Origin of the sequence: Neobacillus sp. PS3-40, from assembly GCF_030915485.1 — a bacterium.
In the GTDB taxonomy this organism is placed as follows: Bacteria; Bacillota; Bacilli; order Bacillales; family Cytobacillaceae; genus JAUZPL01.
The window spans coordinates 3,835,689-3,861,604 of sequence record NZ_CP133266.1 but is presented as its reverse complement, the minus strand read 5'-3'; the positions used below and the strand labels follow the sequence as shown (position 1 = coordinate 3,861,604).

Below are 25,916 nucleotides of genomic sequence, written 5' to 3'. Positions count from 1 at the left end.
GAAAAATCCTTCTTGAACGATCCTGTTCTCCGTTAGGGTATAACACAGGGACGGATCTCTTGCTTCAGAAGCAAGAGATCCGTCCCCTTGTTTTTTTAAATCAGTTCTAAAAAGGCGCAAATCGTTAAGATACCTTTATCAAAGTTTTCTAAGTGAAAATGCTCATTAGGTGCGTGGAGATTTTCATCCGGCAAACCGAATCCCATTAAGACCACGGGAACATTTAGTATTTGGCTAAAATCGGATACAATCGGAATTGAGCCGCCTTCTCTTTTGTAAACTGGCGATTTTTCATACACTTTTTTATAAGCTTCAGCAGCTTTTTGGATCATCGGACTATCGATGGGGGTTAAGAATGGGTTGCCCACATCTCCAACAGACACTTTTACCGTGCATCCCTTTGGTGCATGTTCATCTAGATGTTTTTTAACTAATTCCTGTATCTTTTTAGGATCTTGATTGTTGACTAGACGGCAGGTTATTTTAGCATGTGCCTCGTTCGGGATCACGGTTTTTGTTCCTTCCCCCTGAAATCCGCCCCATAAGCCGTTAATTTCTAATGTAGGACGGGAACTGATTCTCTCGGAGTATGGATGATTTTTTTCTCCTCCGACCAAATCCGTTAACCCTAACGATTTTTTTAACTTTTCTTCATCAAAACCTAATGCTTTAATTTGTTCCTTTTCAAATTCTGTCAGTACCATGACTTCATCATAAAAATGTTCGACATTTACTTTCCCATTTGAATCATGAAGGGTAGAAAGCAACTGCACCAATAAATGATTAGCGTTTTGAACTCCCCCACCGTACATGCCCGAATGCAAATCAGAGTTAGCCGTTTTAAGAGAAACTTCCAGCGAACAAAGACCTCTTAAGGAATAGGTGATAGCCGGAATCCCTTTGTCCCACATATCAGAATCGGAAATAACAACCACATCACAGGATAATTTTTCTTTACTTTTAGTTAAAAAGTGCGGAAGATTGGGACTTCCGATTTCTTCTTCTCCTTCAATGCAAAATTTAATGTTTACAGGCAATTTCCCATTTAACTCCAAAAGGGTTTCCACTGCCTTGATATGGAGGAACATCTGTCCTTTATCGTCTGTTGCCCCTCTAGCAAAAATCTTTTCATCACGAATGGTCGGTTCAAAAGGAGGAGTTTCCCACAAATTAACAGGGTCAACAGGCTGTACATCATAATGACCATAAACTAAAACAGTGGGTGCATTTTCCTGATGAATCAAGTCGGCATAAATAATAGGGTGACCTTTTGTTTGGATGATTTCAACATGTTCCATTCCGATTTGTTTTAATTTATTCAAAATCCATGAAGCTGCTTTTTGAACGTCCTCTTTATGTTCAGATAAAGAACTAATGCTTGGAATACGAAGCAATTCTTTTAATTCCTCGACATTTTTATTTTGGTTATTTGATAAAAACTCGGATAATTGACTCACTTTATCACCTTTTCTATTATATTTCCTCTCTTATTTTATACAAAAAAACGGAGAAAACCTAATACTTGGATTTCTTCTGTTCATGCTTTATCAATTGCTATTTATTCATCTTTTTTTGAAACAAATATTGAATCAAGGTACTTATCTTCTTGCTTAAACGTTGGGACAAAGGACCCTACTACTTCCCCCTTTCCTAGTATTAACATTACTATTTACGCTCTCACTTTTGCATTTTTAGTTGGTCTTTTCTCCTCTTAACACCATGGATCTTACTTTGGAGCCAACAACAGATTCAACGATTCTATTCACAAGATCCTTCTTACTCAATTTACTATTTACAGGTACATCTATTGTTTTAGCAAATAAGATTATGTCTTTCTTTAAGGACAATAATTTATGGTTAGTGATAAAATTTTTACCCTCCTGAACATTATCAAACTTTTGTAGTGTTTCACTAATCAGGTGTAACTCTCCTAATAAATTTTGTTCATTACCACCATGATCTTCCGTTTTTTGTTCATTTCCCTCATTACTCTCTTTTATATCAAAATGGGCAGCCATTTTTTTTATTAATGTTTCTATGCTGTCCTTTGATTTAATAGGAATTTTCAAATAGTTACAGAAAAGCAGGTATTCTTTCTTTGATTTTAATGTCATTTTAAGGCTATTTTTCAGATCTTTAAGACTTTTTGCTTGTTTTTCAATGTGATTTTTTAGATTTATGTAAATGATGGGATCTGTTTCAAATGCTTCATATTTTAGCGTTGCCCTATCAGTAAGGATCATTTCATACTGTTGTTCCGATAAATTTTCAATAATTTTAACTATCTTTTGTAAAAATAAAGTCATGTTTTTTTTTGGCATAAAATCCTCCATCACATGAATTAACTATTCTGTTTCCTCAACAATTTCACTTACCAATTCTATTAACTCATTTCGAATCATTTCATATTGACTGCTGTTTATATTTAAAACAACAGGTATGCCTGATTCGGGAGCAGATGAAAAAATTGTTTTATTTTCTCTAAGAAAATTTTTTAATGTTCGATTGTTCCTTTTTACGATAGAAATATAATCATATTGGGCAGAAATTGGTTTTTCACGATAATAAGAGATCATGGTAAAAACTACCCCCAAATTAACTGGGTTTATTGAAGGAAAGTGAGAATTGTCTGTTTGAGAAACATAATGATTATATTTTTCTGTTAATGTGTTAATATGCCGAATGAGTGTATCAATCCCAATTGTTGATAAATAGTCTGGTTTTGCAGGGATGAGGTAATAATCGCTCGCAACCATACCATTTTGAGTAACAAGATTAAAATTTGGTGGACAATCAATAATAATATAATGATAAGAATTTTTTATTTCCTCTAACTTATGTTTTAGTCTTGAAACAACACGTAAATAATTGTTCCGAATTGTTCTATCCGTATTCCCACCAAGTCTGCTGGATAATTCCATATCTACATTAATTAACTCTAAATGAGAACAAATTAAATCGACTTTTCCAACCTGAGTAAAATACGTTAGATGATTATTAATTTCTTTCGGCGTTATAATCAAATTACTTAGTGAAGTATCGATATTATAGTCAAGATAATCATCATACCAATGTTTGATGGTTCTTTTCTCCTTTTCAAGATTTTTCCATTCTTCAATATTAATAAGAGATAAAGTTAAATTTGTTTGTGGATCCAGATCAATTAATAAAACTTTTTTTCCCCTTGAAGCTAATTCTGCTCCAATATTTGCGGATAAAGTGGTCTTCCCCACTCCGCCTTTATAGTTAATTACTGATATGGTCTTCATTTGATCCCCCCATAGTTTAAGATGATTCTTTAAAATGTATATGTTACCTTTGGGGATTTTTTCCTCTATAGGGGCATTAGAAAGGGTAAGCACAGCTGTAAAATGTTAGAAATTTTGTCGGAAGAGATTAGCGTATGAGCCACACCCGTATCAACAACTAGCCTATCGATAGTTTTCGTTTTGCCTTGAAATGAAATAGTCATTTCAATTTCTAGTTCTGAAAGAAATTTCGGAATTCTTTTACCTAATTTTGGCTCTTTTAATTTAACAGCAGGATTTTTATGGATAAAGCCTTCATCATGTGTCCATTTGAATAGTAATTTAATGCAACGAGCTCTATGCCCTAAACTAGAAGGTTTTAAGTGATCTCCCGCCTGTATCAGATACCCTTTTAATTTCTCCGTAGAACTGGCACATATCAATATCACCAAAAAAGGGATTCCTTATATCTATGACTATCACCTTTGAAAACCACAAGGTGAGAATGATGAATAAGCCGGTCAATTACAGATTCCGTCAAAATAGGATCACCAAATAGTGGAAATGTTTTTTGTAATCTTCTAACGTTCTTGTAGCTATCCCTTCAGTCTGCTTATAATTACAAAACCGTTCGTACAACCCCGTTATAGTATCGAGACTTGCTGTACGCATAGTTTGACTCGATGTCTTTTCTACATTGTACTTTCTTACTTTCTTTTGCTTTTCTACCATAATAGTTTACACACTCCTTTTCATCGGTCTAAAATCTGTGAATCCGACGTGGATGCGTGCGGTCTTACGGAACGGTCTCCCTCGGTCTGTAGAAAATAAACCAAAAAACCGCACGAGTGAAAAAATCACTGTGCGGTTAAACATTTGATTATATCAGCATTGGCGGGACCGCCTGGGAATCGAACCCAGCTGACCTGGCACGCAGGTCACAAGCGGTTTTGAAGACCGTGGAGGACACCAGTACCCCATTCAGCCCCATGTATTGAACAACTATTATTATACTAGAAAAACCTTACTTATAACAAGACCTTTCACACTATTGCCAAGTTTAGATGTTTGTTTTTTGCACATTATGATAAAATCTAAATGAAGACAACAACTTGATTTTGTAGGTGAAAAGAATGCTTCATGGTTGGTTTTTATGGTTTATCCTGTTTTGGACGGTGTTCTTGTTTGGTTCATTCGCGATTGGCGGGTTTTTTATGTTTCGAAAGTTTTTGAAAAAGTTTCCGAAGGCGGACGGTAAGTCGGATATGGATTGGGAAGAACATTATGTAAGTGAGTCTCGACACTTATGGCATGATGAGGAAAAAGCCCTGCTTGAAGACTTAGTTAGTCCTGTCCCTGAACTTTTTCGTGATGTGGCACGGCATAAGATTGCTGGAAAGATCGGAGAGATTGCGTTAAAGGAGAAAGCTGCCAAAATAACGCAAGAGCTTGTGATTAAAGGGTACATCCAGGCAACTCCGAAAAGAGATCATAAATTTTTACGAAAAAGACTGATAGAAAAAGAAATAGATGCCACACCATACCAGCATTTATTCTAGACCGTTCAATTGAATGGTCTTTATTTTTTGGCTCTTTACTAAATGATTTTTAATATTAGACTTACACATCGTTTCGCCGATAAAATGGATTTTTCGCCGATTTATCTCATTTTTCGCTGATAAAACAATTTTTTCGCTGATATATCACTTCTTTTCGCTGATAAAACCAATTTTTTTCTCAAATAGTAAATTGCTTCACTGATAAATGAAACTTTTCACGGATAATATCGCCTATTTTCTTTAGATATAGTGTTTTTCGAGCGATAAATATCTCTCCAACTAAAAAAAAGTTTAAAAACAACAATATTTGCGAGTCAACCTACTTTTCCCACTTCCAATTTGGCACTTGAATTTGTTGAAAGGTCTGCTTAATTTACCCCGCTAGCATTATCAATTGAACCCACCCTTTTTCCGAACAAACTATCATTATAAACAAATATTTACCTCTTTTATTCCAAGAAAAGTACTCTTTTCCCCAACAAGCACCACATAACCAGCCTAAACAAAAAGCACCGACCTCAAAAAAAGGATCAGTGCTTCAACTTTCTTATACCCTTATCTCATGAAGCTGGTTATACAGCTTCTTGAAATTGGCATACATGGCAACGCGCCATGGTAAGATCATGCTGTAGGCAAGTAGGAAGAACATTCCGCTTAATTGTCCGTAATCGATGGTCGCGCTTAGGATTGATTTTGCTGCAATCCGGATGATTAAGAGGCCGATTAGGATAAAAACAAATGCCTTTGAGCGTTTCAGATAAATATCTTTTTCCCGGATTTCAAATGTAGATGTTTTAATTAAGAAAATCGAGAAAAGCATACCAACTATAACTGCTTCTAGAATTTCCATCGGCGTTAACCGAAATTTTGGGATAAAGTACATGATTGCCCCACTCGACATAAAAATAGGAGGCAAGACGATTTTTTTTGCAGTTGCAGGTTTCTTGGCGGCTTTCAAGCGCACGAACAAGACAAGAATTGCCATGCAGGCAGCACCAATTGAAGAAGCAATAACCATATTCATATCATCATTCATTCCTTGTCTAATTTAGTTTCGAATTCATTATATCAAAAAAAATGAAAATAATTAATAATATGCACATGTTGTTTATAGGGAATTTACACCATAATAACTTATTTTTACCCACAAAGTCAAAAACCATTATAGGAAACTCCTAAATGGCTATTATTTTAATACCCTATTAATTGTATCAAGTACTCTATTTTCATCAAAAGGCTTAACGATAAAATCTTTAGCGCCCGTTTCTATTGCTTCGACGACCATTTTTTGCTGACCCATAGCTGAGCACATGATGATCCTAGCATCTGGAAATTCACTTTTTATCATTTGTGTTGCTTTAAGCCCACTCATCTCAGGCATGGTGATATCCATTGTCACTAAATCTGGCTGGGTTGTTCGGTATAAACTGACTGCTATTTTTCCATTTTCTGCTTCTCCAACAATTTCGTGGCCTGCTTTTATTAATATATTAGTTAAAGTGGTTCTCATGAATTTTGCATCGTCCACAATCATTATTTTTGCCACCGTATTTCCCCCTAGCACCTTCGATTATGTGCGGTTAACCTTCAACAAGTAGCTTCACAAAATAATAAACTATTTTACAAAGTCGCAAATTTAAATATAGCAAATTTTAAAGTGAATTTCAAACAAACAACACACACCTAAACTATTTTTTAAAAAAATTAATTTAGAATCCTGTAAAGTTACCAAACATTCCTTGGAATAGAGTGATTATTTTCGTCATCCAATCAAAAAAGAGAACGATACCCATTACGATCATAATATAACCACCGACTTTAACGATGATCCCGCTATATTTGCGAATCCACTTCATCCGCCCAACAAAGAAAGATAAAATGAAAAACGGAATGGCAAAACCAAGTGAATAGGCAAGCATATATAAAACACCTGAACCTGGTTTAGATGCAGCAAGTAGAATAACAGATGATAGAATTGGTCCAGTGCATGGTGTCCAGCCTGCAGCGAATGCCATCCCGATTAAGGAAGATCCAACATACCCTGATGGACGGTGTTTAAACTCAAAGCGACGATCTTTCATCATAAATTCAGGTTTAAAAATGCCTACAATAATTAATCCGAAAAGGACAATAAAGATTCCGCCTAGTTGGCGAATCAAGTCTTGATATTCGCGAAAGAAACTCCCTATAAAGGTTGTTCCAAATCCAATTGCTATGAAAATCATCGAAAATCCGATCAAGAAAAATAGAGTATGCAAAAGGCTGCGCTTTTGTAGCATAGCGTTATCACTCTTTAACTCTCCGACAGACATCCCAGTTATATACGATAGAAATGCAGGATACAGTGGCAAACAGCAAGGGGAAATAAAGCTTAAAAATCCTGCGCCGAATGCTAAAAACACATTTACATCAGACATTTTAACACTCCTACTTTAGTCTTTATTCTTACATTTTAACAAAAGTTTTGACTAAAAGATAATAGCCGGTATGAATATTTTGTGTCACCAAACTATTTTGTCTACACTATGATTTTATTAGATTTTTAGGTTACTTATACCATTTCGCAATAGAAATATATTGTAAAATCTTTGAATTAATTCCCAAGTTAGGCTATACTAGTAAAAAACTAAAGATACTAGTTTTTTGGTAATTCTTTTAGAATTATAGGGTTTCTCCAGAAAGGAAAATCTACGTGCTTAAACATGAATTGCTTGCAGTAATAGAGTTAAAGCGGGCAGAATTAATTCAAGCTGCGATCTCTAATGGTCTGAGTTCATCAATTGCAATTCGCTACAGTCAAGAACTTGATCATCTTTTAAACGAATATCAACGTTTTTATATAAAGAAAACTCACCAATTGGCAAATCACTAAGGGCGACGGCCTGGTGAGCTATCCTTGCCTCGCATTCTTACTGCCCATGTCCTGCGACACCCTCCTAACTAGGTCCTCACTCCGTCGCACATAAAGCAAAATTTATGAAAAATACTTTAATAATATTGCAGCTCCTTAAAGAAAACTCACCGATTGGCTGGCCCCCAAGGGCGATGATTAGGCGTAGTTACCCTTATGCGCAATCAGAATTTATGGATATAAATTCTGATTAGCTAAAATAAACCTGGAAAAAATTCCAGGTTTTTTCTTTATCGTGACAATTTGTAATTAATCATCAACAAACTGATGTACTGCTAACTCCCTGTTGGTTTTGCAAAAGGTACATTTTATGATATAACCCACCCAAGGAAAGTAGCTCTTGGTGAGTGCCACGTTCAACAATTTTTCCTTGATGAAGAACAAGGATTAAATCAGCATCTTGGATGGTTGATAACCGATGGGCAATCGCAATTGTCGTGCGATTTTTTCTCATTTTTTGTAATGCTGTTTGAATTGCTTCTTCTGTTTCTGTATCAATGCTTGCTGTTGCCTCGTCAAGAATTAGAATTTTCGGGTTTGCGGCGATAGTTCGTGCAAAAGCAATTAATTGTCTTTGACCACTTGAAAAAGTTGCTCCTCTCTCCACCACCCTATGATCATATCCACCATCAAGCTTTTCGATGAAAGAATGTGCCTGAACAAACTTTGCGGCCTCCTCAACCTGTGCATCCGACATGTTAAGATCATACAAACGAATATTATCCGTTAGCGTTCCATAAAACAAAAATGGATCTTGTAACACTAATCCCAAATTCAACCGGAGCTCATCTTTTGTAAATGATCGAATCGATACATCATCAATTAAAATGTCGCCCTGTTCAAATTCATAGAAGCGCATTAGCAAATTGATAATTGAACTCTTTCCACTTCCCGTATGGCCAACAAGGGCAATCGTTTGGCCAGGTTTAGCCGTAAACGAAATATCTTTCAAAACATCGCGCTTGCCATCATACGAAAAGCTTAAATCCTTAAATTCAATTTTTCCATAGTTGATTATTTCTGTGTTACTCGTGGTTTGAATAGGCGCTAGCTCCTGTTCATCTAGCAATGCAAATACTCTTGATCCCGCCACAATCGCTTGTTGAAATAACGAAAGCCTCATCATCATTTGGTTGATCGGTTCGAAAAAACGATCTAAATAATTAATAAATGCATAAAGGACCCCAATTTGGATGGAATGATGAAATGTCGTGATTCCAAAGTAACTTAAAACGATAATTAAGCCAAAAACATAAATAAGGTCAATAGCTGGCCTTAATAGCAAACTGTCGACTTTAATATTCTTCCTTCCCGCCTGATAGTGCTGTTCGTTTATTTCTCCAAATTCATTACGGAGGCGTTTTTCCTGGCGTAATACTTGAATAATTGCCATTCCTTGAAGGGATTCACTCAGCTTCGCATTCAGCATACTTAAACGCTCACGCATATCAAGATAAAATTTCGAACTGTACTTTCGATAAAGATTCATGACAAACAAAATAAACGGAATAAGGACAATACAAAACAAGGCAAGCTTCGCGTTTAAAATAAACATGGCAATGAATATTCCGATAAGCAAAAATGCCCCTTGTAAAAATGTCGCTAAAACCGTCACAAACATATCTTTGATAGCTTCCGTATCATTTGTGACCCTTGAAACGATACTTCCTGCTGGCGTTTTGTCAAAATAGCTTAACCCAAGTGACTGTACTTTTGAAAAAACATCGATTCGAAGTTGTTGAATAATTTTTAGAGCAATTTCTTGGAATTCAACTAATTGAAAGAACATAATTACACATTTAACCACCTGAATTCCCATATATCCCGAGCCTAGAATCAAGAGTGGCTTAAAAGCAAGTTTTCCTGGTGTCAAATGATCATCGATGAAAATTTTCACAAGGATAGGGCCAACGATATCTCCTAATGTTGTGATAAGAAGAAAGCAAAACGCTAGCAGCAACCTTTTCTTATGTGACTTGGTATAGGAAAGCAGGCGAAAAAAGATCTGCTTTTGTTCCCTATCCGACAACTGAGCGGTTTTTTCCATTTTATACCCCTCCATGCTCCACTAGCTCTTCTAGCTGTTGGTGTAAATACATTTCCTTATACCAACCACCAGAATTCATTAGTTGTTCATGTGTACCTCTTTCAACTATGTTGCCATCTTCTAAAACAAGAATAAGATTTGCATGCTGGGTGGCACTTAGACGATGGGAAGTAATTATCGTTGTTTTCCCGTTTCTATTTTCCTTCAAGGCTGACAGGATTGCTTCCTCCGTTTTGGCATCAACTGCAGATAACGAATCATCTAGCACCAATACTTCAGGGTCCATTAATAGTGCTCTAGCAATCGATATTCTTTGCTTTTGACCTCCTGATAAGGACACACCTCGTTCGCCAACAACCGTTTCATAGCCATCAGTAAACTCCAAGATATCGGTGTGGATGTTAGCAAGCTTAGCAGCTTCATTAATTTTTTCTTTTGACGCTGTAGGATCTGCAAAGGCTATATTTTCGGCAACGGTTGCCGAGAATAAAAAATGATCTTGTGGAACATAGCCAATTGCTCCTCTTAATTTTTCAACTTTATAGGTTTGTATTGGTTTGCTACCAAAGAAAATATCACCATGGACAACTTCGAACTCACGAATCAATAGTTTTAAGAGGGTTGTTTTCCCTGCCCCCGTCTTCCCTACAATCCCTAGTGTTTCTCCTCTTTTTAAAATAAAATCTAGATCGCCCAATACAGGCTCCACTTCTCCTGGATATGTAAAGTGTTTAATTTTATAGTGAATATCTCCACTTGGAACTACATCTAGAGCATCTTCATGATCGATTATTTCTGCTGATTCACGTAAGAGTGCCGCGACACGGTCATATGAAGCCCGGCCCCGTTCCACAATATTAAATAGCCATCCAAAGGCAAGCATTGGCCAAACTAATAATCCAAGATAAGCCGTAAATGAAATTAACTGGCCAATTGAAAGCTCATTATTCAACACATATTTTGCACCAAAAGCTATGGCTAGAAAAAATGATATGGAGACAATTATGGAAATCGTGGGATCATATAGGGAGTCAATTTTTGCGACGACAATGTTCTTTTGAACAACATCCTCTGATTGCTTTCGAAAATCTTCAATATCTTCTTTTTCCTGACCAAAGGTTTTTATTACCTTAATCCCTGTCATGCTTTCCTGGGTTTTGTCATTTAAAGAAGAAAAAGCCTCCTGTGCTTTATGGAAGGTTCGATGTAGCATCGTCCCAAACCAATTTGTCAAGATTACCATAATTGGCATCGGTATCAGACAAATTAATGTTAGCTTCCAGCTAATCGTAACAGCCATCGTGACAATGACAAACCCACCTGTTGACAGGGAGTCAACTAATGTTAAGACCCCTGCTCCTGCAGTTTGCTGAATCGCCTGAAGATCATTTGTTGAATGTGCCATTAAATCTCCAACTCGGTATTTATGATAGAAAGCTGGCGACATAGTGGTAAAATGGTGATACAAACGGTTCCTTAACAATCTACTTAATTTGATAGCCGAACCAAAAATCATGATTCTCCAGTAATATCTAAAGAAATACATCGAAAGTGTTGTACCAGCTAGGACTAGAACCCATTTCGTCAGGATACCACTTGTTAATGTTCCATTCTTCATATCATCTGCTAAAAAACCAATGACTTTTGGAGGAACAAGCTGAAGCAACGCCACAAATAATAATAAAATAATTCCTGTTAAATAAGCTTTCCGCTCTTGTTTAAAAAACCACCCTAAATCGAAAAATATTTTCATATAGATACCCCCGAACACGATCTACTTCACATCATGTAAACACTGGTAACAAATAACAATTTCGCATTCCGAATTTTTATTTTATCAGAAATTTCAAAAATAGGGAAGATTTAAAACAGGTGACGTTGAAAAAATTAATCGTCAGATAAAGAGCTTTAAGAATTAACCATTTACTAAAGTATCTAACTTACTTCATCAGAGTGAACAAAGCAGAATTTTTTACAAAAGTATTATTCCCAACCTAATTAGGAAATAGATAATGCTGTTGAATTGCTCTATCCCTTTTCAAGACATGAAAAAAGCACTCATCCATAATGAGTGCTTGTCCAACTTATTTTGTTTGTTGTTGCTTATTCATTGCTGACATCATTTGGTTGATCTTCTTCTGCGAAGGTTTCATACCCATTTGCATCATCATCATTTTTAACATTTGTTCATTAATTGGTGGATTTTTCTTTAAATAGCTCATCATATATTTACGAGCAATGAAAAATCCTAGTGCTATACCAGCTACTAATGCTAGTACACCAACTAGAATAGTCATACCTACACTCATTAAATTTCCTCCTTCATGTTGTCTAACATACAGTGTACTAAAAACCGCGTCATTATTCAATATCTCGTTTCAATTAGACAAACTTTCTTTCTTTAATTGGCTTTAACCAGCCAAATCGTTCATTCTCCAAATCAACTGCCAAAAAGGATGATTCACACTTTCTAAGCACCTCAAAAAATGCAGTTTCGGCTTCATAGCTACCATTCGCTTCTATTAATACCCTATTTTCATGCACTTCAAGTGTAGCTGTACTTAGTTTTCCGCTTAATTCTATGGTATATGTACCATGTTCTGACTTAAATCCTCTTATTTTTCCAAGCTGTTTTTGAATAAGTTGATGAATTTTTAAAATCTGAAGATGTTTGGTTATATAGGCAATTTGCTTTTTTGTAATCTGTTTTAGCTCTCCATTTGAGGCTTCGTATTCCTGAAATAACTGAAAAAACATACGCTCTCTTCCGAAGTAATGGGCGGCAAATTCATCCTCTATCAAATATAGTTGATATTTTCTCACCATGATCTCTCCCCCATAGGAACCCTTTGTGCCTATTATAAGAAATAGATCACAAAACTTCTGTCTTTTGGTGGCGAAAACTTTCACTTTTCTTGTCGAATTCAAAAATTTCTCACAAATTAGATAGAAAAATGAATGGCACTCGTCTATTAACTAAAATAATAGTGTCTTTAGAACCCAAAACTAGACATTAAAAACGGAGAATCACTTCATGAAAAAGAACGAGGCAGCCTCGTTCTTTTTCATGAACTTTATTTCTGTAATAATGCTTTAACACGTGCGACAACATTTTTAGTAGTGAAGCCGTATTCTTCCATGACCTTTTCTCCAGGTGCAGAAGCACCAAATTGATCGATGGCAAGAATATCACCTTCGTCTCCAACATATTTATGCCAGCCAAGTGAAGAACCCATTTCTATTCCAAGGCGATATTTCACTTGTTTTGGAAGAACTGAATCCTTATATTCTTTTGGTTGAGCGTCAAAACGATCCCATGAAGGCATGCTGATAACAGATACATCGATGCCTGCACTTGCTAATTCTTTTTGAGCATCAACTGCAAGTCCCACTTCTGAACCTGTTGCAAGGATTAAAGCGTCTGGAGTACTCTTTTCAGCAGGTGAGATTACATAAGCACCTTTGGAAACTCCCTCATATGCATTCTTATCCGTATCCTTAATCGTAGGTAAGTCTTGGCGAGTTAACACGAGTGCAGTTGGTTTGTTTGTCGATTCCATTGCTAACTTCCAAGCAGCTGCCGTTTCATTTCCATCTGCTGGACGAATAATGCAAAGGTTGGACATAGCCCTAAGTGCTGCTAATTGTTCAACTGGTTCATGGGTAGGTCCATCTTCTCCTACTGCAATGCTATCATGTGTAAATACATATGTTACAGGTGTTCCCATAAGGGCAGCGAGTCGAATTGCTGGACGTAAGTAATCAGAGAATACGAAGAATGTTCCTCCAAATACCTTTACACCACCATGGAGCGCGATACCATTCATTGCTGCACCCATTGCAAATTCACGAACACCAAACCAAATATTGCGGCCTTCATATGAACCAGGCATGAAGTCCTTTCCATCTTTAATCAATGTTTTATTTGAACCAGCTAAGTCTGCAGAACCACCAATAAGGATTGGTAAATTCTTAGCAATACCATTTAATACTTCACTTGATGAGGCACGACTAGCAATACTTTTACCTTCATTATATACAGGAATGTTTTTATCCCAGCCTTCAGGAAGTTCGTTGCTCAACGCTTTTTCAAGCTGGTTTCCAAGCTCAGGATATTCCTGCTTATATTGTGCAAATAGATCGTTCCATTCTTTTTCCTTCTTCATCCCATTTTCAACAATGAGTTTTTGGAAGTTTGCATATACTTCTTCCGGAACAAAGAAATCTTCTTCGGATGACCATTGATATGATTCTTTTGTAAGCTTTAGCTCATCTTTACCAAGTGGTGATCCATGTACACCTGAAGTTCCTGCTCTGTTTGGAGAACCATAACCAATTACCGTTTTTACTTCGATGATTGTTGGACGGTCTAAATCGCCTCTAGCTTCTTCAAGTGCATTTGCAATTTCCTCAAGATTATTTCCATCTTCAACACGAATATATTGCCAACCGTATGCAAGGAAGCGCTGCTTAACACTCTCAGAGAATGACTTAGAAAGGTCACCATCTAGAGAGATATCGTTTGAATCATATAAAACAACTAAACGGCCCAATTTAAGGTGTGCCGCAAGAGATGCAGCTTCAGCAGAGACACCTTCCATTAAGTCACCATCACCACAAATGCTATATGTATAGTGATTTACAAGTTCATAATTATCTTTGTTATAAACACCTGCAACATGGCGTTCTGCCATAGACATTCCAACAGCCATCGCAATACCTTGTCCTAGTGGTCCAGTTGTTGCTTCAACACCTTCTGTATGACGGTATTCCGGATGTCCTGGAGTTTTGCTACCCCACTGACGGAATTGTTTTAAATCATCAATGGATAAGTTATAACCAGATAAGTGCAGAAGACTGTATAAAAGAGCTGAACCATGACCTGCTGATAATACAAAACGGTCACGATTAAACCAATGTGGATTTTTAGGATTATGATTCATAAAACGAGTCCATAAAGTATAAGCCATCGGTGCTGCACCCATTGGCATTCCGGGATGTCCTGAATTAGCCTTTTCTATTGCATCAATAGAAAGTGTACGAATAGAAGTTACTGATAATGCATCAAGATTAGTAAACATAAATTACATCCTTCCTGGTTCTATGGATAAACATTACAACCATAATATTATAGTTCTACGGCTATTAATTCAACTAATTGAGCAATTGTTAGAAAAAAAGTAGCATTTTCCCCAATTATAAGAGAAAATTTTTTTCATAAAATCTAGAAAATTGCACATTTACTTTATTTTTACCCTTTATTTATTCTTTATGTAAAAAAAGGAATACAAATATGTATCCCTTAATCTCAATGAAGATGTATATTCTTCTTTTTCATAGCTTTTACTTTCTCCGGTGTAACATCGTTTCCTTCCGGATCAACAATCTTCACAGAGGAAAGGGTATTCAGCATCGAAGCTCGAAATGTTGCCAAATACTCACTTCTTAACTTCGATTGTTCTTTAGCTTCTGTTTCGGTTAAACCAGTTCCTTTTGCTTTTTTTGCTAGCTCATTTATTCGAGCCATTTTATCTTTTGAGAGCATGCTTTACATCCTCCTTTCAGAGATCGTTGAATGATAAACTTCAATTTCCAATATGACAATTGATTGTACTAAAAAAACGGTCCTCTTGCAAGAAAAACTCTCTACTCTTCCTCTAGCTCCATATATTCCTGGTATCTTCTATGTACAGTTGCTTTTGAAATTTCAAAGCCAAAGCCCCTTAATGTGCTAGCAATTTCAGCAAATGTTAATTTATTTTTTCTTAAACGCACAATTTCAGCAATTGGAACCTCAATCTTATCTCTCCCAGAATGTTCACCTAGATTTTTCAGATTACGCTCAGGCTTATATCCATTCTTAATTGCTCGGACCATTCCCCGCTTTATTTTAATATTGTGAAGTTTACGTTGATATTCTTCAACCATACTTACAATTTTCAGAACCATAGAATCCGATTCAGACAGTTGCAGTTCCCCGTTATGCGCAATACTATATAGACTAATGCCCTCTTTTAAGATGCAGTGCAACAAAGCAATCTTTGCATTCCCCCGCCCAAGCCTTGTTTCATCTTGAATCAATACGGCCTGCACCTGTTTTTCTTTCACATAATCTAATAATTGAAGGATTCCTTCCCTCTCAAGCTCATATCCACTTGCTTGCTCTTTAATGATAGAAACTACTTCAAACTGATTTTCTGCTGCAAGCTGGATCAATTCTTCTTCTTGTCTATGCAATGATGACTCTTGAGTCTCTTTGTTTGTACTGACTCTGCAATAGATTATTGCCTTCATAACTATTTCTATCTCACTTTCTAAATTGGACTATTCAGTCGCCGCACTAGCTAATTCATTCATGACTGACTCTTGTTTGCTAATTGGAATCACTATTTCTTCACCAGGGAAAATTTGATCACCCTGAATACTATTATGTTTTTTCACCCATGTTACAAACTCTTCATTTGAAAGAGATTTTTCTTTTGAATAAACATTAGCAATCTTCCAAAGAGAATCTCCTTCAGTTATCGTCACTTTTACATATTTATCTTTGTCAAACGAATGAAAATGAATTGATAGTATTACCGCTGAAATACAGCTTAAACCGATAAGAATCATAGCATATGAATAGTGTTTCCACAATTTCCTCATTATTAACACTCCAATCAGAATGTACGTTCTCTTTTATACTCTTATTTTAATACGAACATTTGTTTTATGTCAACAATAATTCGAACTTATGTTTGTATCAAATTGGGGAACATGTTATAATAGAGACAACATTAACCAGGTGAGGTGCAACAATCATGACAAAGATATCAAAGAGACAACAGGATATCCTTGATTTTATTAAAGGCGAGGTAAAGAAGAAAGGCTACCCACCATCCGTACGCGAAATTGGAGAAGCTGTTGGTCTTGCATCAAGTTCAACTGTACATGGCCATTTAGCTAGACTTGAAAGTAAAGGATTGATCAGACGCGATCCTACAAAGCCGCGGGCAATTGAAATTTTAGAGGCTGATGAAGCAACAAATATTCCACGAAACAACGTGGTAAATGTTCCAATTGTCGGGAAAGTTACAGCGGGTCTTCCTATAACTGCTATTGAAAATGTTGAAGAATATTTTCCTCTTCCAGAAAGGCTTGCACCTTCGGATGAACAAGTCTTCATGCTGGAAATCATGGGTGAAAGTATGATTGAGGCAGGAATCCTTAACGGAGATTATGTCATTGTAAAACAACAACAAACAGCAAATAACGGGGAAATTGTTGTTGCAATGACCGAAGACGACGAAGCAACATGTAAAAGATTTTTTAAAGAAAAAGATTACATTCGTCTTCAACCAGAAAATTCTTCAATGGAACCCATTATATTACGAAACGTATCCATTTTAGGAAAAGTCATTGGTGTTTACCGTCAAATTCATTAGGACAAGAACCAGGAATTACTAACAGGTTTGCTACAGAGTTGCAAACCATTTAATAGTAAAGCAATGCACACGAGATTTCGTATTTGAAATCTCGTGTGCATTTTTTATTTTGGTACAAAGAGTTTTATAGCGCTTATTTCTGAAATTCACAAAGGTAAATCAACTGGCTGGAATAATTTTTAGGAAGAGCGAGAATATTGGTTGTGTTTTATCGAGTGATTGGTTTGGGGGATAATATAAAATACAAATTACTACGCTTTCTCAATCTAATTTCAGGTTCAATAAGAGGTGAAGGCCGAAACTCGGTTGAAATGTATGAAAACGGCCTTCCATCTGGGCTATGAAGGACCTATCTCAGTTGTAAAACATGAAAACGGTCCTTCATCATGGCTATAAAGGACCTTTCTCAGTTGTAAAACAAGTAAACGGTCCTTCATCAAGGCTATGAAAGACCATTTTCGGTTGAAAAACATGAAAACAGTTCTTCATCAAAATCCCTTTAAAAAAACACCAACCTAAATGAAAATTGATTGTTTCCAACTTGTCGAAATCTTGTAATCGAGAATTCTTTCGTTGCTCATAGCAGTAAAAAACTGGTTCGATACCCTTTTGCCCCTAATATCCCATCTCTTTTAAAAGTCTTGATAAAGTTCGCAAACGTTCACTAATTAGCTCGTCATCATCACTGAGGGCTTGACTGAATAATTTAATATCCTCATCAATTTTTTCATTGTCTGTACAAACTGCAACCGTCATGGCATCACCCTGTAAGCCCACTCTATCTATAATTGGATTCTCGGTATCATATAACTTTTCAAAGCGATAAGCATCCCGAAAATGAAGCTTTGTTCTGCATACCAGTAGGGCAAGATCAATTACTCGATGTAGTGGTAATTCCTCAGACTGTCTCGACCACTTTTCTCCTGTGTGCCTCCATACTTTTGCTGAAATATCAACCTTGCCCCGATCATTCCACTGTGCCAATCCTAAAGAAAGGCCTTTTGCATCGGTATTATAAGCATTTCTGCCATCAATATTTTCATAATTATCGGAAACAATAACTGGTTTATGTTTTAAAGTAGTTGGTATTTTCATTTTTAACCTCCAAATTGTTATTACTTAGTAGTTCAGTAAATTACTAAGTAAACAAATAAAATTTAACATTTTGCAAACATAATGTAAATAGAATACATCTGTCTAGTTGAATTTCGTTCTTTTATCAAACTGTTTTTTCTAAAGGGTTTCGCTGATATAATTGGTTTTTCGCTGATATATTGTATCTTTTCGCCGATAAAAATGGATTTTCGCCGATATATCATAAATTTTCGCTGATATATTTATATTTATACTTAAATGAGGATTTCTAGTGTTTGAAATAGTGTAAAAACAACGTAATAGATAAAATATAGAACAATATTTGCTTCAATTTTATTTTTTCTAGTGAATTCAGTCGTGATTAAACAACTTATTTTGTATTTATATTGATTGTATGTTAGTTCCTCAACTATTTACTTTTTTCATACCGATTGGCGAGCCCCTAAGGGCGATGATAGAGGTGTAGTCCCCTTCATGCGCCATAAATTCTGCATAGCTAAAAAAAGACCAACTCGCAATGCGAATTGGTCCACTAATTCATAAATATAGCTGTATTGTTTCTCTCTTTCAACGAGCCCCGCCTAGCTATTTCTTCAGGAGGCTATTAATACATGTTCATATATTGTTCGCGCTCCCAAGGGTGAACGGCTGTTCTAAACATATCCCATTCAATTTCCTTAGCTTCAATGAAGTGCTCTAAAATATGTTCGCCAAGTCCAGAAACGATTACTTCATCAGCTTGTAATAGTTCTAAAGCAGCAAGTAATGTTCCAGGAAGATCAATGATTCCAGCAGCTGTTCTTTCTTGTTTGTTCATCACATAGATATTGCGATCAACTGGTGCTGGAGGTGTTAATTTATTCTTAATTCCGTCTAAACCAGCTTTAAGAAGGACAGCCATTGCAAGGTAAGGGTTTGCTGCTGGGTCAACACTTCTTACTTCAACGCGAGTGCTTAATCCACGAGAAGCTGGGATCCGAATTAATGGTGAACGGTTTCTTGCAGACCAAGCTACATAGCAAGGTGCTTCATAACCAGGAACAAGGCGCTTATATGAGTTTACAGTTGGGTTGGTAACTGCTGTAAAGTTTGGAGCGTGTTTTAGAATTCCTGCGATGAAATGACGAGCATCATCACTTAGTTCAAGATCGCTTCCTGGCTCATAAAATGAATTTTTTCCATCCTTAAACAATGAAAGGTTACAGTGCATTCCAGATCCGTTTACACCAAATAATGGTTTTGGCATGAACGTTGCATGTAGGCCATGCTTCCTTGCAATTGTTTTTACAACAAGCTTGAATGTTTGAATTTGGTCACATGCAGTTAAAGCATCTGCATATTTGAAGTCAATTTCATGTTGTCCAGGAGCTACTTCATGGTGGGAAGCTTCAATTTCAAATCCCATTTCTTCTAATTCAAGTACGATATCACGACGGCAGTTTTCACCAAGGTCTGTTGGTGCTAAGTCAAAGTAACCGCCAGCGTCATTTAATTCTAATGTAGGTTCACCTTTTTGATCTAATTTAAATAAGAAGAATTCAGGTTCAGGTCCAAGATTGAATTTCGTAAATCCTAGTTCTTCCATCTCTTTTAAAACGCGTCTTAAGTTATTACGCGGGTCACCACCAAATGGTTCACCTTCTGGAGTGTAAATATCACAAATTAAACGAGCAACTTTGCCTTTTTCAGCAGTCCAAGGGAAAACAACCCATGTATCAAGATCTGGATATAAAAGCATATCTGATTCTTCAATTCGAACAAATCCTTCAATAGAAGAACCATCAAACATCATTTTGTTATCAAGTGCTTTTTCTAATTGGCCACTTGGAATCTCAACATTCTTGATTGTTCCAAGAATATCTGTGAATTGCAGGCGAATAAACTTTACGTTTTGTTCTTTTGCTAACCGTGTAATATCTTCTCTTGTGAACTTTGCCATTTGAACTACCTCCAGTTATGTTTAACTTCATTAATGGTAAAAGCGCGACATATCACCTTGACGCAGTGTTGAACGATTGAATCTTCCCGCGTGTACTAGCTCATTGCGCAGAAGGTCTCTTAACTCATCATCCGTTAGGTCACGTTTCACTTTTTCCACTTGCTGCTTAAGGAGATCTTGGGAGGCCAACTGAATTTCTTTTACTACGAATAATTTTTTAATTCCAGCCATGTTGATGCCTTGATCAATTAAATCCTTAATTTCGAGTAGCCTATCAATATCAATCAAACTAAACATCCTTCTATTACCATCAGTTCTAGCCGGAGATATTAATTGATGCTCTTCATAATAGCGGATTTGTCTTGCTGTTAACTCAGTTAGCTGCATGACAATTCCTATAGGAAATAGCGGCATCGATCGGCGAATTTCACTTCCACCCAAGTTTTCTCCTCCTTTTTTAGCTAATCAGAATTTATTTTCATAAATTCTACATCCACATAAATGAACCTTGGCAATCGCATACTAGACAATTTGTTTGCCAACTTTTTTTAAATTTATAAGGTTATTATATTTGATGTTATATATATTGTCAATCTCATGTTAGGTTTTATAACATGATTTTTTATTAAGAAAAATTGATGAAAAATGTTTTAGGTATTTTTGAGCAGAACAAACACGATAAAACAGAGCACTTTGTCAATATTAATGATTTTTTACGGCAGATTTAATTTACTGATTTTAGTTTGCGAATCTCTTCTCCTTTTCTAAAGAAAACTCACGGATTGGTGATGCCCTTATGCACTATCAGAAAATCCTGATTAGCTTAAAAAAATCGGACTTACCACCCTCGGTAAGCCCGTCTTATTTTTACTTAATTCAATTCGATTAATCCTTTCTCGATCAAACGATCTATTGCAAGGCAAACAGCAATTTTTACATGTGAGTAGGTTAAGCCACCCTGGACATAAGCAACAAATGGTGATCTTGTCGGACCATCAGCGGTAAGCTCAATGCTCGCGCCTTGGACAAATGTTCCCGCGGCCATAATCACATCATCTTCATACCCTGGCATATAGCTTGGATATGGAGTAACATGTGAATTTATTGGGGAAGCAAATTGAATCGCTTGGCAAAATGCAACCATCTTGTCACGGTCATCAAATTGGACGGATTGGATTAAGTCAGTTCGGTTAGCATCCCACTTCGGATATGAATTCATACCCAATTTTTCAAGTAATGCAGCTGTAAAAACAGCCCCTTTTACAGCCTGGCCAACCACATGTGGAGCAAGGAAGAACCCTTGGTACATATCTTGGAGGCTATAAAGAGATGCTCCAGCTTCTGCTCCGATTCCTGGTGAAGTCATCCTGTAGGAACAAGCTTCTACCCATTCTTTTTTACCAACAATATATCCACCTGTTTTTGCAATGCCACCGCCCGGATTTTTTATGAGTGATCCTGCCATTAAATCAGCTCCAACATGGCATGGCTCTAATTCTTCAACAAATTCTCCGTAACAGTTATCTACAAAGACAACAACATCATTTTTGATTTCTTTAACAAACGAGATCATTTCTTTTATCTCGGCAATAGTAAAGGACGGTCTGGTTGCATACCCTTTTGAACGCTGAATACCAATCATTTTTGTATTCGAATTGATCTTCTTGCTAACCTCAATCCAGTCTATTTTCCCATCATCTTTTAAAGAAACACTGTCATATGAAATCCCAAATTCCTTTAAGGATCCAACACCGTTACCACGGATTCCGACAATTTCTTCAAGCGTGTCATACGGCTTTCCAGTTATGTAAAGTAGTTCATCACCGGGTCGCAACACTCCGAATAAAGCAATTGAAATTGCGTGCGTTCCCGAAATAATTTGTGTCCGGACAAGGCCTGATTCACCGCCAAATACATCTGCATAAATAAGTTCCAATGTATCTCTACCGTTATCATCATAGCCATAGCCTGTTGTCGGGATAAAGTGCGAATCACTGACCTTATGCTTTTGATAACTTTGCAATACTCGAAACTGATTTGTTTCAATTCTTTCATCTATTTCTTTGTGGACTTCTGCAATTTGCTTTTCTACTTCTTTCACAATTGGCTGAAGCTTTTCCCCATTTTTTAACTGTTGAAACATGTCTTGCTCCTATCTAGACTTTGTAATTCTGTAATTGTCCTGTTATTTGGTGATCTTTAAGAGAAAATCCTCTACAAAGATATGTTTGATTATCTTCTCTAAATGTAAGCTCTCTTAAGACGGTCTCACTTTTCAGTTGAGAAATAATCTTTCCTTCTGTTGAAGGGACTTGTACTTGGTAAGGAGTCATAAAGTCAATGATAACATCCTCAATTTTTTTCTTGATTAATTTTTGATCATTTTTATCAAATGCGCTGATAAAAACTGTTGGTGTAAGAGCAGTTGGAACAAAGTCAGGATGCTTGATATCCTTTTTATTATAAACAGTTATTTGTGGAATGTCTTTTATATCTAAGTCATCAAGCAGTTTATGAACTGTTTTTTCATGATTAAAATAATCATCATTAGACATATCTACCACATGTAAAATTAAATCTGCCTCTTTTACTTCTTCCAATGTAGACCGGAATGCAGCAATAAGAGATGTGGGAAGATCCTGAATAAACCCAACAGTATCGGTGATCAAGGTCATAAACCCGCTCGGTAAAGCAAGCTTACGTGTCATCGGATCAAGGGTTGCAAACAACTGATTTTCTTCAAATGACTCTGCCTCGGATAATCGATTAAATAATGTCGATTTACCTGCATTTGTATAACCGACAATCGCTACCTGAAATGCCTTATTTTTCTTCCGCCGCTCCCGATATCGATCCCGATGTTGGACAATAATCGCGAGCTGTTCTTTGATATCATCAATGCGCTTACGAATATGACGGCGGTCTGATTCAAGCTTTGTTTCACCAGGGCCCCTTGTACCGATCCCACCTCCGAGCCTTGACAGTGCAATTCCCTGTCCAGAAAGTCGTGGCAGCATGTATTGAAGCTGGGCAAATTCAACCTGTAGTTTCCCTTCTTTTGACCGGGCTCTTTGAGCAAAAATGTCTAGAATTAATTGGGTCCGATCAATGATTCTCGCATTTAAGCTTGACGACAGGTTTCGTTTTTGGCTCGGTGAAAGCTCATCATTAAAAATAACCAAGTCTGCTTCAAGCTCTTCGACAAGTGCGTTCAGCTCCTCTACCTTCCCTTTTCCGATATATGTAGCGGGATGGATGCGCTCACGTTTTTGAACAACAGAGATTAATGCTTCCCCCCTAGCTGTTTCTGTTAAGGAGGACAATTCCTCCATGGAATATTGGAATCGCATATCATCGTCTTGATTGGTTTGACAGCCGACAAGTATGGCTCTTTCTATTTCTACCTTTTCTTCCAAACAGCATCCTTCTTTCCTATTGGATCTCTTTTTATCATATCAAAAAAAGCATATATTCTCTAATTTTCCCCAATTATTTCATTTGCAAATAAATGTTACAAAATTGTCACAAATATGATAAAATCAATAATGTTTTATAGAAGGCAATTGTTTTCAAATACCCGTATTAAAAAAATATGGATTCTAGACTAATTCCAACTATTGTTTATTCGTACTAATTAAACATAATTTGTTGATCAAAGCAAAATGTTTACAAAAAAGGCCTTACAGATACACTTACAAGGAGTAATCGGACAAATGACATGGGAAGTTTTAAGTATGATTGGCACGATTGCTTTTGCTGTTAGTGGTGCAATCATTGCAATGGAAGAAAAATATGATATTTTTGGAGTTTTCATCCTAGGAATCGTTACTGCCTTTGGTGGAGGGGCCATTCGAAATCTTTTAATTGGTGTACCCTTTTCTGCTTTATGGAGTCAGGGCTTATATTTTCAAATTGCCTTAATAGCTATGATTATCGTTGTGTTATTTCCAAATAACCTAATAAAACATTGGCAAAAATGGGGCAATCTTTTCGATGCAATCGGGCTCTCTGCCTTTGCGATCCAAGGTGCTTTATATGCGGTAAAAATGCATCATCCATTAGGTGCTGTTATTGTTGCAGCTGTTATGACTGGAATCGGCGGAGGAATTATACGAGATTTATTAGCTGGTAGAAAACCGATTGTTTTGCAATCTGAGATTTATGCAGTTTGGGCTATTTTAACAGGATTACTAATTGGATTAAATGTTATATCAAGCCCCCTCGAATTATATGTATTATTTGTTGGGATTACTATCTTACGAGTCCTTTCCTATACGTACGATTGGAAACTGCCGATTAGAAGCTTGCATGTAAATTAGATCGATGGAGCAACTATTCCATCGATCTTTTTTATGATTATTCCTAATCCTCTTCAAAAACCAAATCATTGCTTCTTAGTGTCATTAACTCATGTCTGTCATAGGTATTAAGCATGAGAATTCTCATTGCTTGGGAGCGAATTGATTTTTCAATAATGTTTCGAACATAGCGTCCATTTGAGAAACTAGTTGGGGTGAGGATTGCTTTTACCCAGATTAAATGGTCTTTTAGTTTTTTCTCAGCCTCATGGCTAAAGGTGTATTCTCTTTCCGCAAGCATTCGCTGGGAAATTTCCATTAATTGATCTATCGTATAGTCTGGAAAGTCTACAACAAGAGGAAAGCGTGAATGGAGTCCAGGGTTTAATGTTAGAAAATAAGTCATTTCTCGCGAATAACCTGCCAAGATAAGAATAAATTCGTGCTGCTTGTCTTCCATATGTTTTACAAGTGTATCAATCGCTTCCTTACCAAAATCCTTTTCCCCGCCGCGGCCCAATGAATAGGCTTCATCAATAAACAAAATTCCGCCATGCGCTTTTTTTATTAAATCCCTTGTTTTTTGGGCGGTATGTCCGATATATTCACCGACAAGGTCAGCTCGTTCTGCTTCAATCAAATGTCCTTTCGAAAGGATGCTCATTTTTTGAAACAACTTGCCAATTAATCGGGCCATCGTTGTTTTCCCCGTCCCAGGATTCCCTTTAAACATCATATGAAGAGCTTGTTTTGTTGCTTTCAAACCCATCTCTTCTCGCTTTTTATTCACATAAAGCCACGCATAAATTTCTTTTATTACTCGTTTCATTTCTTCCATGCCAACCAATGCCCCAAGCTCTTCTTCAATTTCTTTTAATGCCGTGTGCTCAGGGGGAATTTCCTTTGGAACAACTTGAACATCTGGCAAATCTTTTGATAACGATTTTCTTTTTTGGGAATTGAGAACGATGCTGATTTGACCGTTACTTTTCATTCGAATTGGTTGATCCAAAGCCTTCACCTCGCATTCTGCAAAAACAATATACGTTAAAGATCCCTATTCACGAAGAAAACCTGAATAGTGTTTTAGTGAAAGGTAAAAGGATTTCATTTCATGAAGTTCATATTTTAAAAACGAATCTGCAAATTCTCCTCAGATTGGTCTTTGCACATCATAATAATCCTTCATTCTATTTGTATTCACCCTTTAGGAAAATCATTAAAAAAGTTTTAGGCTAAATAAGGAAATCAGGGCAACTTCCACTATTTTTTGCTATTTACGACCCTACTCGTTACTACTATCCTTAATTTTCTCACTGCCTTCAGGAATTCAACGACATAAATTCTAATAAAATTAAAAAGAGCCCGTAAATATACGGGCTCTAGAGCATT

Annotated in this window: 25 protein-coding genes, 1 tRNA gene and 1 pseudogene; 4 read left to right on the top strand and 23 right to left on the bottom strand. The window is 36.5% G+C overall.

Annotation, left to right across the window (positions count from 1 at the left end):
- Positions 1-95 precede the first annotated feature (95 nt).
- The 6 genes and pseudogenes from RCG20_RS18865 to RCG20_RS18840 form a co-directional block, all read right to left on the bottom strand.
- Positions 96-1,457 (bottom strand): dipeptidase, encoded by a 1,362-nt coding sequence (locus tag RCG20_RS18865; RefSeq protein ID WP_308181674.1) that lies wholly within the window; start codon positions 1,455-1,457, stop codon positions 96-98.
- 234 nt (positions 1,458-1,691) lie between these two features.
- Positions 1,692-2,321 (bottom strand): hypothetical protein, encoded by a 630-nt coding sequence (locus RCG20_RS18860; RefSeq protein WP_308181673.1) that lies wholly within the window; start codon positions 2,319-2,321, stop codon positions 1,692-1,694.
- 24 nt (positions 2,322-2,345) lie between these two features.
- Positions 2,346-3,269 (bottom strand): ParA family protein, encoded by a 924-nt coding sequence (locus RCG20_RS18855; RefSeq protein WP_308181672.1) that lies wholly within the window; start codon positions 3,267-3,269, stop codon positions 2,346-2,348.
- A 65-nt stretch (positions 3,270-3,334) separates the two neighbouring features.
- Positions 3,335-3,700 carry a hypothetical protein gene (locus RCG20_RS18850; RefSeq protein WP_308181671.1) on the bottom strand — a complete coding sequence of 122 codons (366 nt, stop codon included), beginning with the start codon at positions 3,698-3,700 and terminating at the stop codon, positions 3,335-3,337.
- Positions 3,694-3,807, bottom strand: a pseudogene (locus RCG20_RS18845) (ATP-binding protein); the annotation flags it as partial. The gene RCG20_RS18850 and the pseudogene RCG20_RS18845, both read right to left, overlap by 7 nt.
- A gap of 333 nt (positions 3,808-4,140) precedes the next feature.
- A tRNA-Sec gene (locus tag RCG20_RS18840) sits at positions 4,141-4,237 on the bottom strand.
- Positions 4,238-4,381: 144 nt separating this feature from the next.
- On the opposite strand from RCG20_RS18840, the gene RCG20_RS18835 reads away from it, so the two are divergent.
- Positions 4,382-4,807: a DUF2621 domain-containing protein gene (locus RCG20_RS18835; protein ID WP_308181670.1), complete on the top strand. Its 426-nt coding sequence runs from the start codon at positions 4,382-4,384 to the stop codon at positions 4,805-4,807.
- Between the two features lie 547 nt (positions 4,808-5,354).
- Here RCG20_RS18835 and RCG20_RS18830 read toward each other — a convergent pair.
- The 3 genes from RCG20_RS18830 to RCG20_RS18820 all read right to left on the bottom strand — a co-directional run bounded on the left by RCG20_RS18830 (position 5,355) and on the right by RCG20_RS18820 (position 7,224).
- The gene (locus RCG20_RS18830) at positions 5,355-5,831 is read right to left on the bottom strand and encodes a CcdC family protein (protein WP_308184398.1); all 477 of its coding nucleotides are present in this window, start codon (positions 5,829-5,831) and stop codon (positions 5,355-5,357) included.
- 162 nt (positions 5,832-5,993) lie between these two features.
- The gene (locus tag RCG20_RS18825; RefSeq protein ID WP_308181669.1) at positions 5,994-6,353 is read right to left on the bottom strand and encodes a response regulator; all 360 of its coding nucleotides are present in this window, start codon (positions 6,351-6,353) and stop codon (positions 5,994-5,996) included.
- 163 nt (positions 6,354-6,516) lie between these two features.
- A complete protein-coding gene (locus RCG20_RS18820) occupies positions 6,517-7,224 on the bottom strand; it encodes a cytochrome c biogenesis CcdA family protein (RefSeq protein ID WP_308181668.1) in 708 nt (235 codons plus the stop codon).
- Positions 7,225-7,499: 275 nt separating this feature from the next.
- Here RCG20_RS18820 and RCG20_RS18815 point away from each other — a divergent pair, with 275 nt between their 5' ends.
- The gene (locus RCG20_RS18815; protein ID WP_308181667.1) at positions 7,500-7,679 is read left to right on the top strand and encodes an aspartyl-phosphate phosphatase Spo0E family protein; all 180 of its coding nucleotides are present in this window, start codon (positions 7,500-7,502) and stop codon (positions 7,677-7,679) included.
- A gap of 295 nt (positions 7,680-7,974) precedes the next feature.
- On the opposite strand, the gene RCG20_RS18810 is transcribed toward RCG20_RS18815, so the two are convergent.
- The 8 genes from RCG20_RS18810 to RCG20_RS18775 form a co-directional block, all read right to left on the bottom strand.
- A complete protein-coding gene (locus tag RCG20_RS18810) occupies positions 7,975-9,765 on the bottom strand; it encodes an ABC transporter ATP-binding protein (protein WP_308181666.1) in 1,791 nt (596 codons plus the stop codon).
- 1 nt (position 9,766) lies between these two features.
- Entirely contained in the window at positions 9,767-11,518 is a 1,752-nt protein-coding gene (locus tag RCG20_RS18805; protein WP_308181665.1) for an ABC transporter transmembrane domain-containing protein, read from the bottom strand.
- Between the two features lie 331 nt (positions 11,519-11,849).
- Entirely contained in the window at positions 11,850-12,074 is a 225-nt protein-coding gene (locus RCG20_RS18800; RefSeq protein ID WP_308181664.1) for a YneF family protein, read from the bottom strand.
- A 73-nt stretch (positions 12,075-12,147) separates the two neighbouring features.
- Positions 12,148-12,591 (bottom strand): sporulation inhibitor of replication protein SirA, encoded by a 444-nt coding sequence (gene sirA, locus RCG20_RS18795; protein ID WP_308181663.1) that lies wholly within the window; start codon positions 12,589-12,591, stop codon positions 12,148-12,150.
- Between the two features lie 248 nt (positions 12,592-12,839).
- On the bottom strand, positions 12,840-14,846 hold the full coding sequence (tkt, locus tag RCG20_RS18790) for a transketolase (protein WP_308181661.1): 2,007 nt from the start codon (positions 14,844-14,846) through the stop codon (positions 12,840-12,842).
- 227 nt (positions 14,847-15,073) lie between these two features.
- Positions 15,074-15,310, bottom strand: a complete 237-nt coding sequence (locus RCG20_RS18785; RefSeq protein WP_308181660.1) for a DUF896 domain-containing protein — start codon at positions 15,308-15,310, stop codon at positions 15,074-15,076.
- A gap of 101 nt (positions 15,311-15,411) precedes the next feature.
- Complete coding sequence (locus RCG20_RS18780) at positions 15,412-16,059, bottom strand: YneB family resolvase-like protein (protein WP_308181659.1); 648 nt, start codon at positions 16,057-16,059, stop codon at positions 15,412-15,414.
- 30 nt (positions 16,060-16,089) lie between these two features.
- Positions 16,090-16,413: a cell division suppressor protein YneA gene (locus tag RCG20_RS18775; RefSeq protein WP_308181658.1), complete on the bottom strand. Its 324-nt coding sequence runs from the start codon at positions 16,411-16,413 to the stop codon at positions 16,090-16,092.
- A gap of 155 nt (positions 16,414-16,568) precedes the next feature.
- Between RCG20_RS18775 and lexA the strand changes: the two genes are divergently transcribed.
- Positions 16,569-17,192: a transcriptional repressor LexA gene (gene lexA / locus RCG20_RS18770; RefSeq protein WP_308181657.1), complete on the top strand. Its 624-nt coding sequence runs from the start codon at positions 16,569-16,571 to the stop codon at positions 17,190-17,192.
- A gap of 615 nt (positions 17,193-17,807) precedes the next feature.
- Here the strand turns inward: lexA and RCG20_RS18765 are convergent.
- The 5 genes from RCG20_RS18765 to hflX form a co-directional block, all read right to left on the bottom strand.
- Positions 17,808-18,287 (bottom strand): DUF6530 family protein, encoded by a 480-nt coding sequence (locus RCG20_RS18765; RefSeq protein WP_308181656.1) that lies wholly within the window; start codon positions 18,285-18,287, stop codon positions 17,808-17,810.
- A 604-nt stretch (positions 18,288-18,891) separates the two neighbouring features.
- Positions 18,892-20,226, bottom strand: a complete 1,335-nt coding sequence (gene glnA, locus RCG20_RS18760) for a type I glutamate--ammonia ligase (RefSeq protein ID WP_308181655.1) — start codon at positions 20,224-20,226, stop codon at positions 18,892-18,894.
- A 30-nt stretch (positions 20,227-20,256) separates the two neighbouring features.
- A complete protein-coding gene (locus RCG20_RS18755) occupies positions 20,257-20,667 on the bottom strand; it encodes a MerR family transcriptional regulator (protein ID WP_308181654.1) in 411 nt (136 codons plus the stop codon).
- A 430-nt stretch (positions 20,668-21,097) separates the two neighbouring features.
- Entirely contained in the window at positions 21,098-22,369 is a 1,272-nt protein-coding gene (locus RCG20_RS18750) for a methionine gamma-lyase family protein (RefSeq protein ID WP_308181653.1), read from the bottom strand.
- Between the two features lie 13 nt (positions 22,370-22,382).
- Complete coding sequence (gene hflX, locus RCG20_RS18745) at positions 22,383-23,576, bottom strand: GTPase HflX (protein ID WP_374120550.1); 1,194 nt, start codon at positions 23,574-23,576, stop codon at positions 22,383-22,385.
- Positions 23,577-23,939: 363 nt separating this feature from the next.
- Here hflX and RCG20_RS18740 point away from each other — a divergent pair, with 363 nt between their 5' ends.
- Positions 23,940-24,545: a trimeric intracellular cation channel family protein gene (locus RCG20_RS18740; protein ID WP_308181651.1), complete on the top strand. Its 606-nt coding sequence runs from the start codon at positions 23,940-23,942 to the stop codon at positions 24,543-24,545.
- Between the two features lie 43 nt (positions 24,546-24,588).
- On the opposite strand, the gene spoVK is transcribed toward RCG20_RS18740, so the two are convergent.
- Positions 24,589-25,536 (bottom strand): stage V sporulation protein K, encoded by a 948-nt coding sequence (gene spoVK / locus RCG20_RS18735; RefSeq protein WP_308181650.1) that lies wholly within the window; start codon positions 25,534-25,536, stop codon positions 24,589-24,591.
- Positions 25,537-25,916 lie beyond the last annotated feature (380 nt).

Coding starts and splice junctions, on each gene's coding strand:
- RCG20_RS18800 (WP_308181664.1), bottom strand. CDS start 12,074: ATGAGTGTAGGTATGACTATTCTAGTTGGTGTACTAGCATTAGTAGCT.
- RCG20_RS18780 (WP_308181659.1), bottom strand. CDS start 16,059: ATGAAGGCAATAATCTATTGCAGAGTCAGTACAAACAAAGAGACTCAA.
- RCG20_RS18855 (WP_308181672.1), bottom strand. CDS start 3,269: ATGAAGACCATATCAGTAATTAACTATAAAGGCGGAGTGGGGAAGACC.
- RCG20_RS18835 (WP_308181670.1), top strand. CDS start 4,382: ATGCTTCATGGTTGGTTTTTATGGTTTATCCTGTTTTGGACGGTGTTC.
- RCG20_RS18805 (WP_308181665.1), bottom strand. CDS start 11,518: ATGAAAATATTTTTCGATTTAGGGTGGTTTTTTAAACAAGAGCGGAAA.
- RCG20_RS18830 (WP_308184398.1), bottom strand. CDS start 5,831: ATGAATATGGTTATTGCTTCTTCAATTGGTGCTGCCTGCATGGCAATT.
- RCG20_RS18775 (WP_308181658.1), bottom strand. CDS start 16,413: ATGAGGAAATTGTGGAAACACTATTCATATGCTATGATTCTTATCGGT.
- RCG20_RS18820 (WP_308181668.1), bottom strand. CDS start 7,224: ATGTCTGATGTAAATGTGTTTTTAGCATTCGGCGCAGGATTTTTAAGC.
- hflX (WP_374120550.1), bottom strand. CDS start 23,576: ATGCGATTCCAATATTCCATGGAGGAATTGTCCTCCTTAACAGAAACA.
- glnA (WP_308181655.1), bottom strand. CDS start 20,226: ATGGCAAAGTTCACAAGAGAAGATATTACACGGTTAGCAAAAGAACAA.
- sirA (WP_308181663.1), bottom strand. CDS start 12,591: ATGGTGAGAAAATATCAACTATATTTGATAGAGGATGAATTTGCCGCC.
- RCG20_RS18765 (WP_308181656.1), bottom strand. CDS start 18,287: ATGAAAATACCAACTACTTTAAAACATAAACCAGTTATTGTTTCCGAT.
- RCG20_RS18860 (WP_308181673.1), bottom strand. CDS start 2,321: ATGCCAAAAAAAAACATGACTTTATTTTTACAAAAGATAGTTAAAATT.
- RCG20_RS18740 (WP_308181651.1), top strand. CDS start 23,940: ATGACATGGGAAGTTTTAAGTATGATTGGCACGATTGCTTTTGCTGTT.
- RCG20_RS18810 (WP_308181666.1), bottom strand. CDS start 9,765: ATGGAAAAAACCGCTCAGTTGTCGGATAGGGAACAAAAGCAGATCTTT.
- lexA (WP_308181657.1), top strand. CDS start 16,569: ATGACAAAGATATCAAAGAGACAACAGGATATCCTTGATTTTATTAAA.
- RCG20_RS18785 (WP_308181660.1), bottom strand. CDS start 15,310: ATGCTCTCAAAAGATAAAATGGCTCGAATAAATGAGCTAGCAAAAAAA.
- tkt (WP_308181661.1), bottom strand. CDS start 14,846: ATGTTTACTAATCTTGATGCATTATCAGTAACTTCTATTCGTACACTT.
- RCG20_RS18750 (WP_308181653.1), bottom strand. CDS start 22,369: ATGTTTCAACAGTTAAAAAATGGGGAAAAGCTTCAGCCAATTGTGAAA.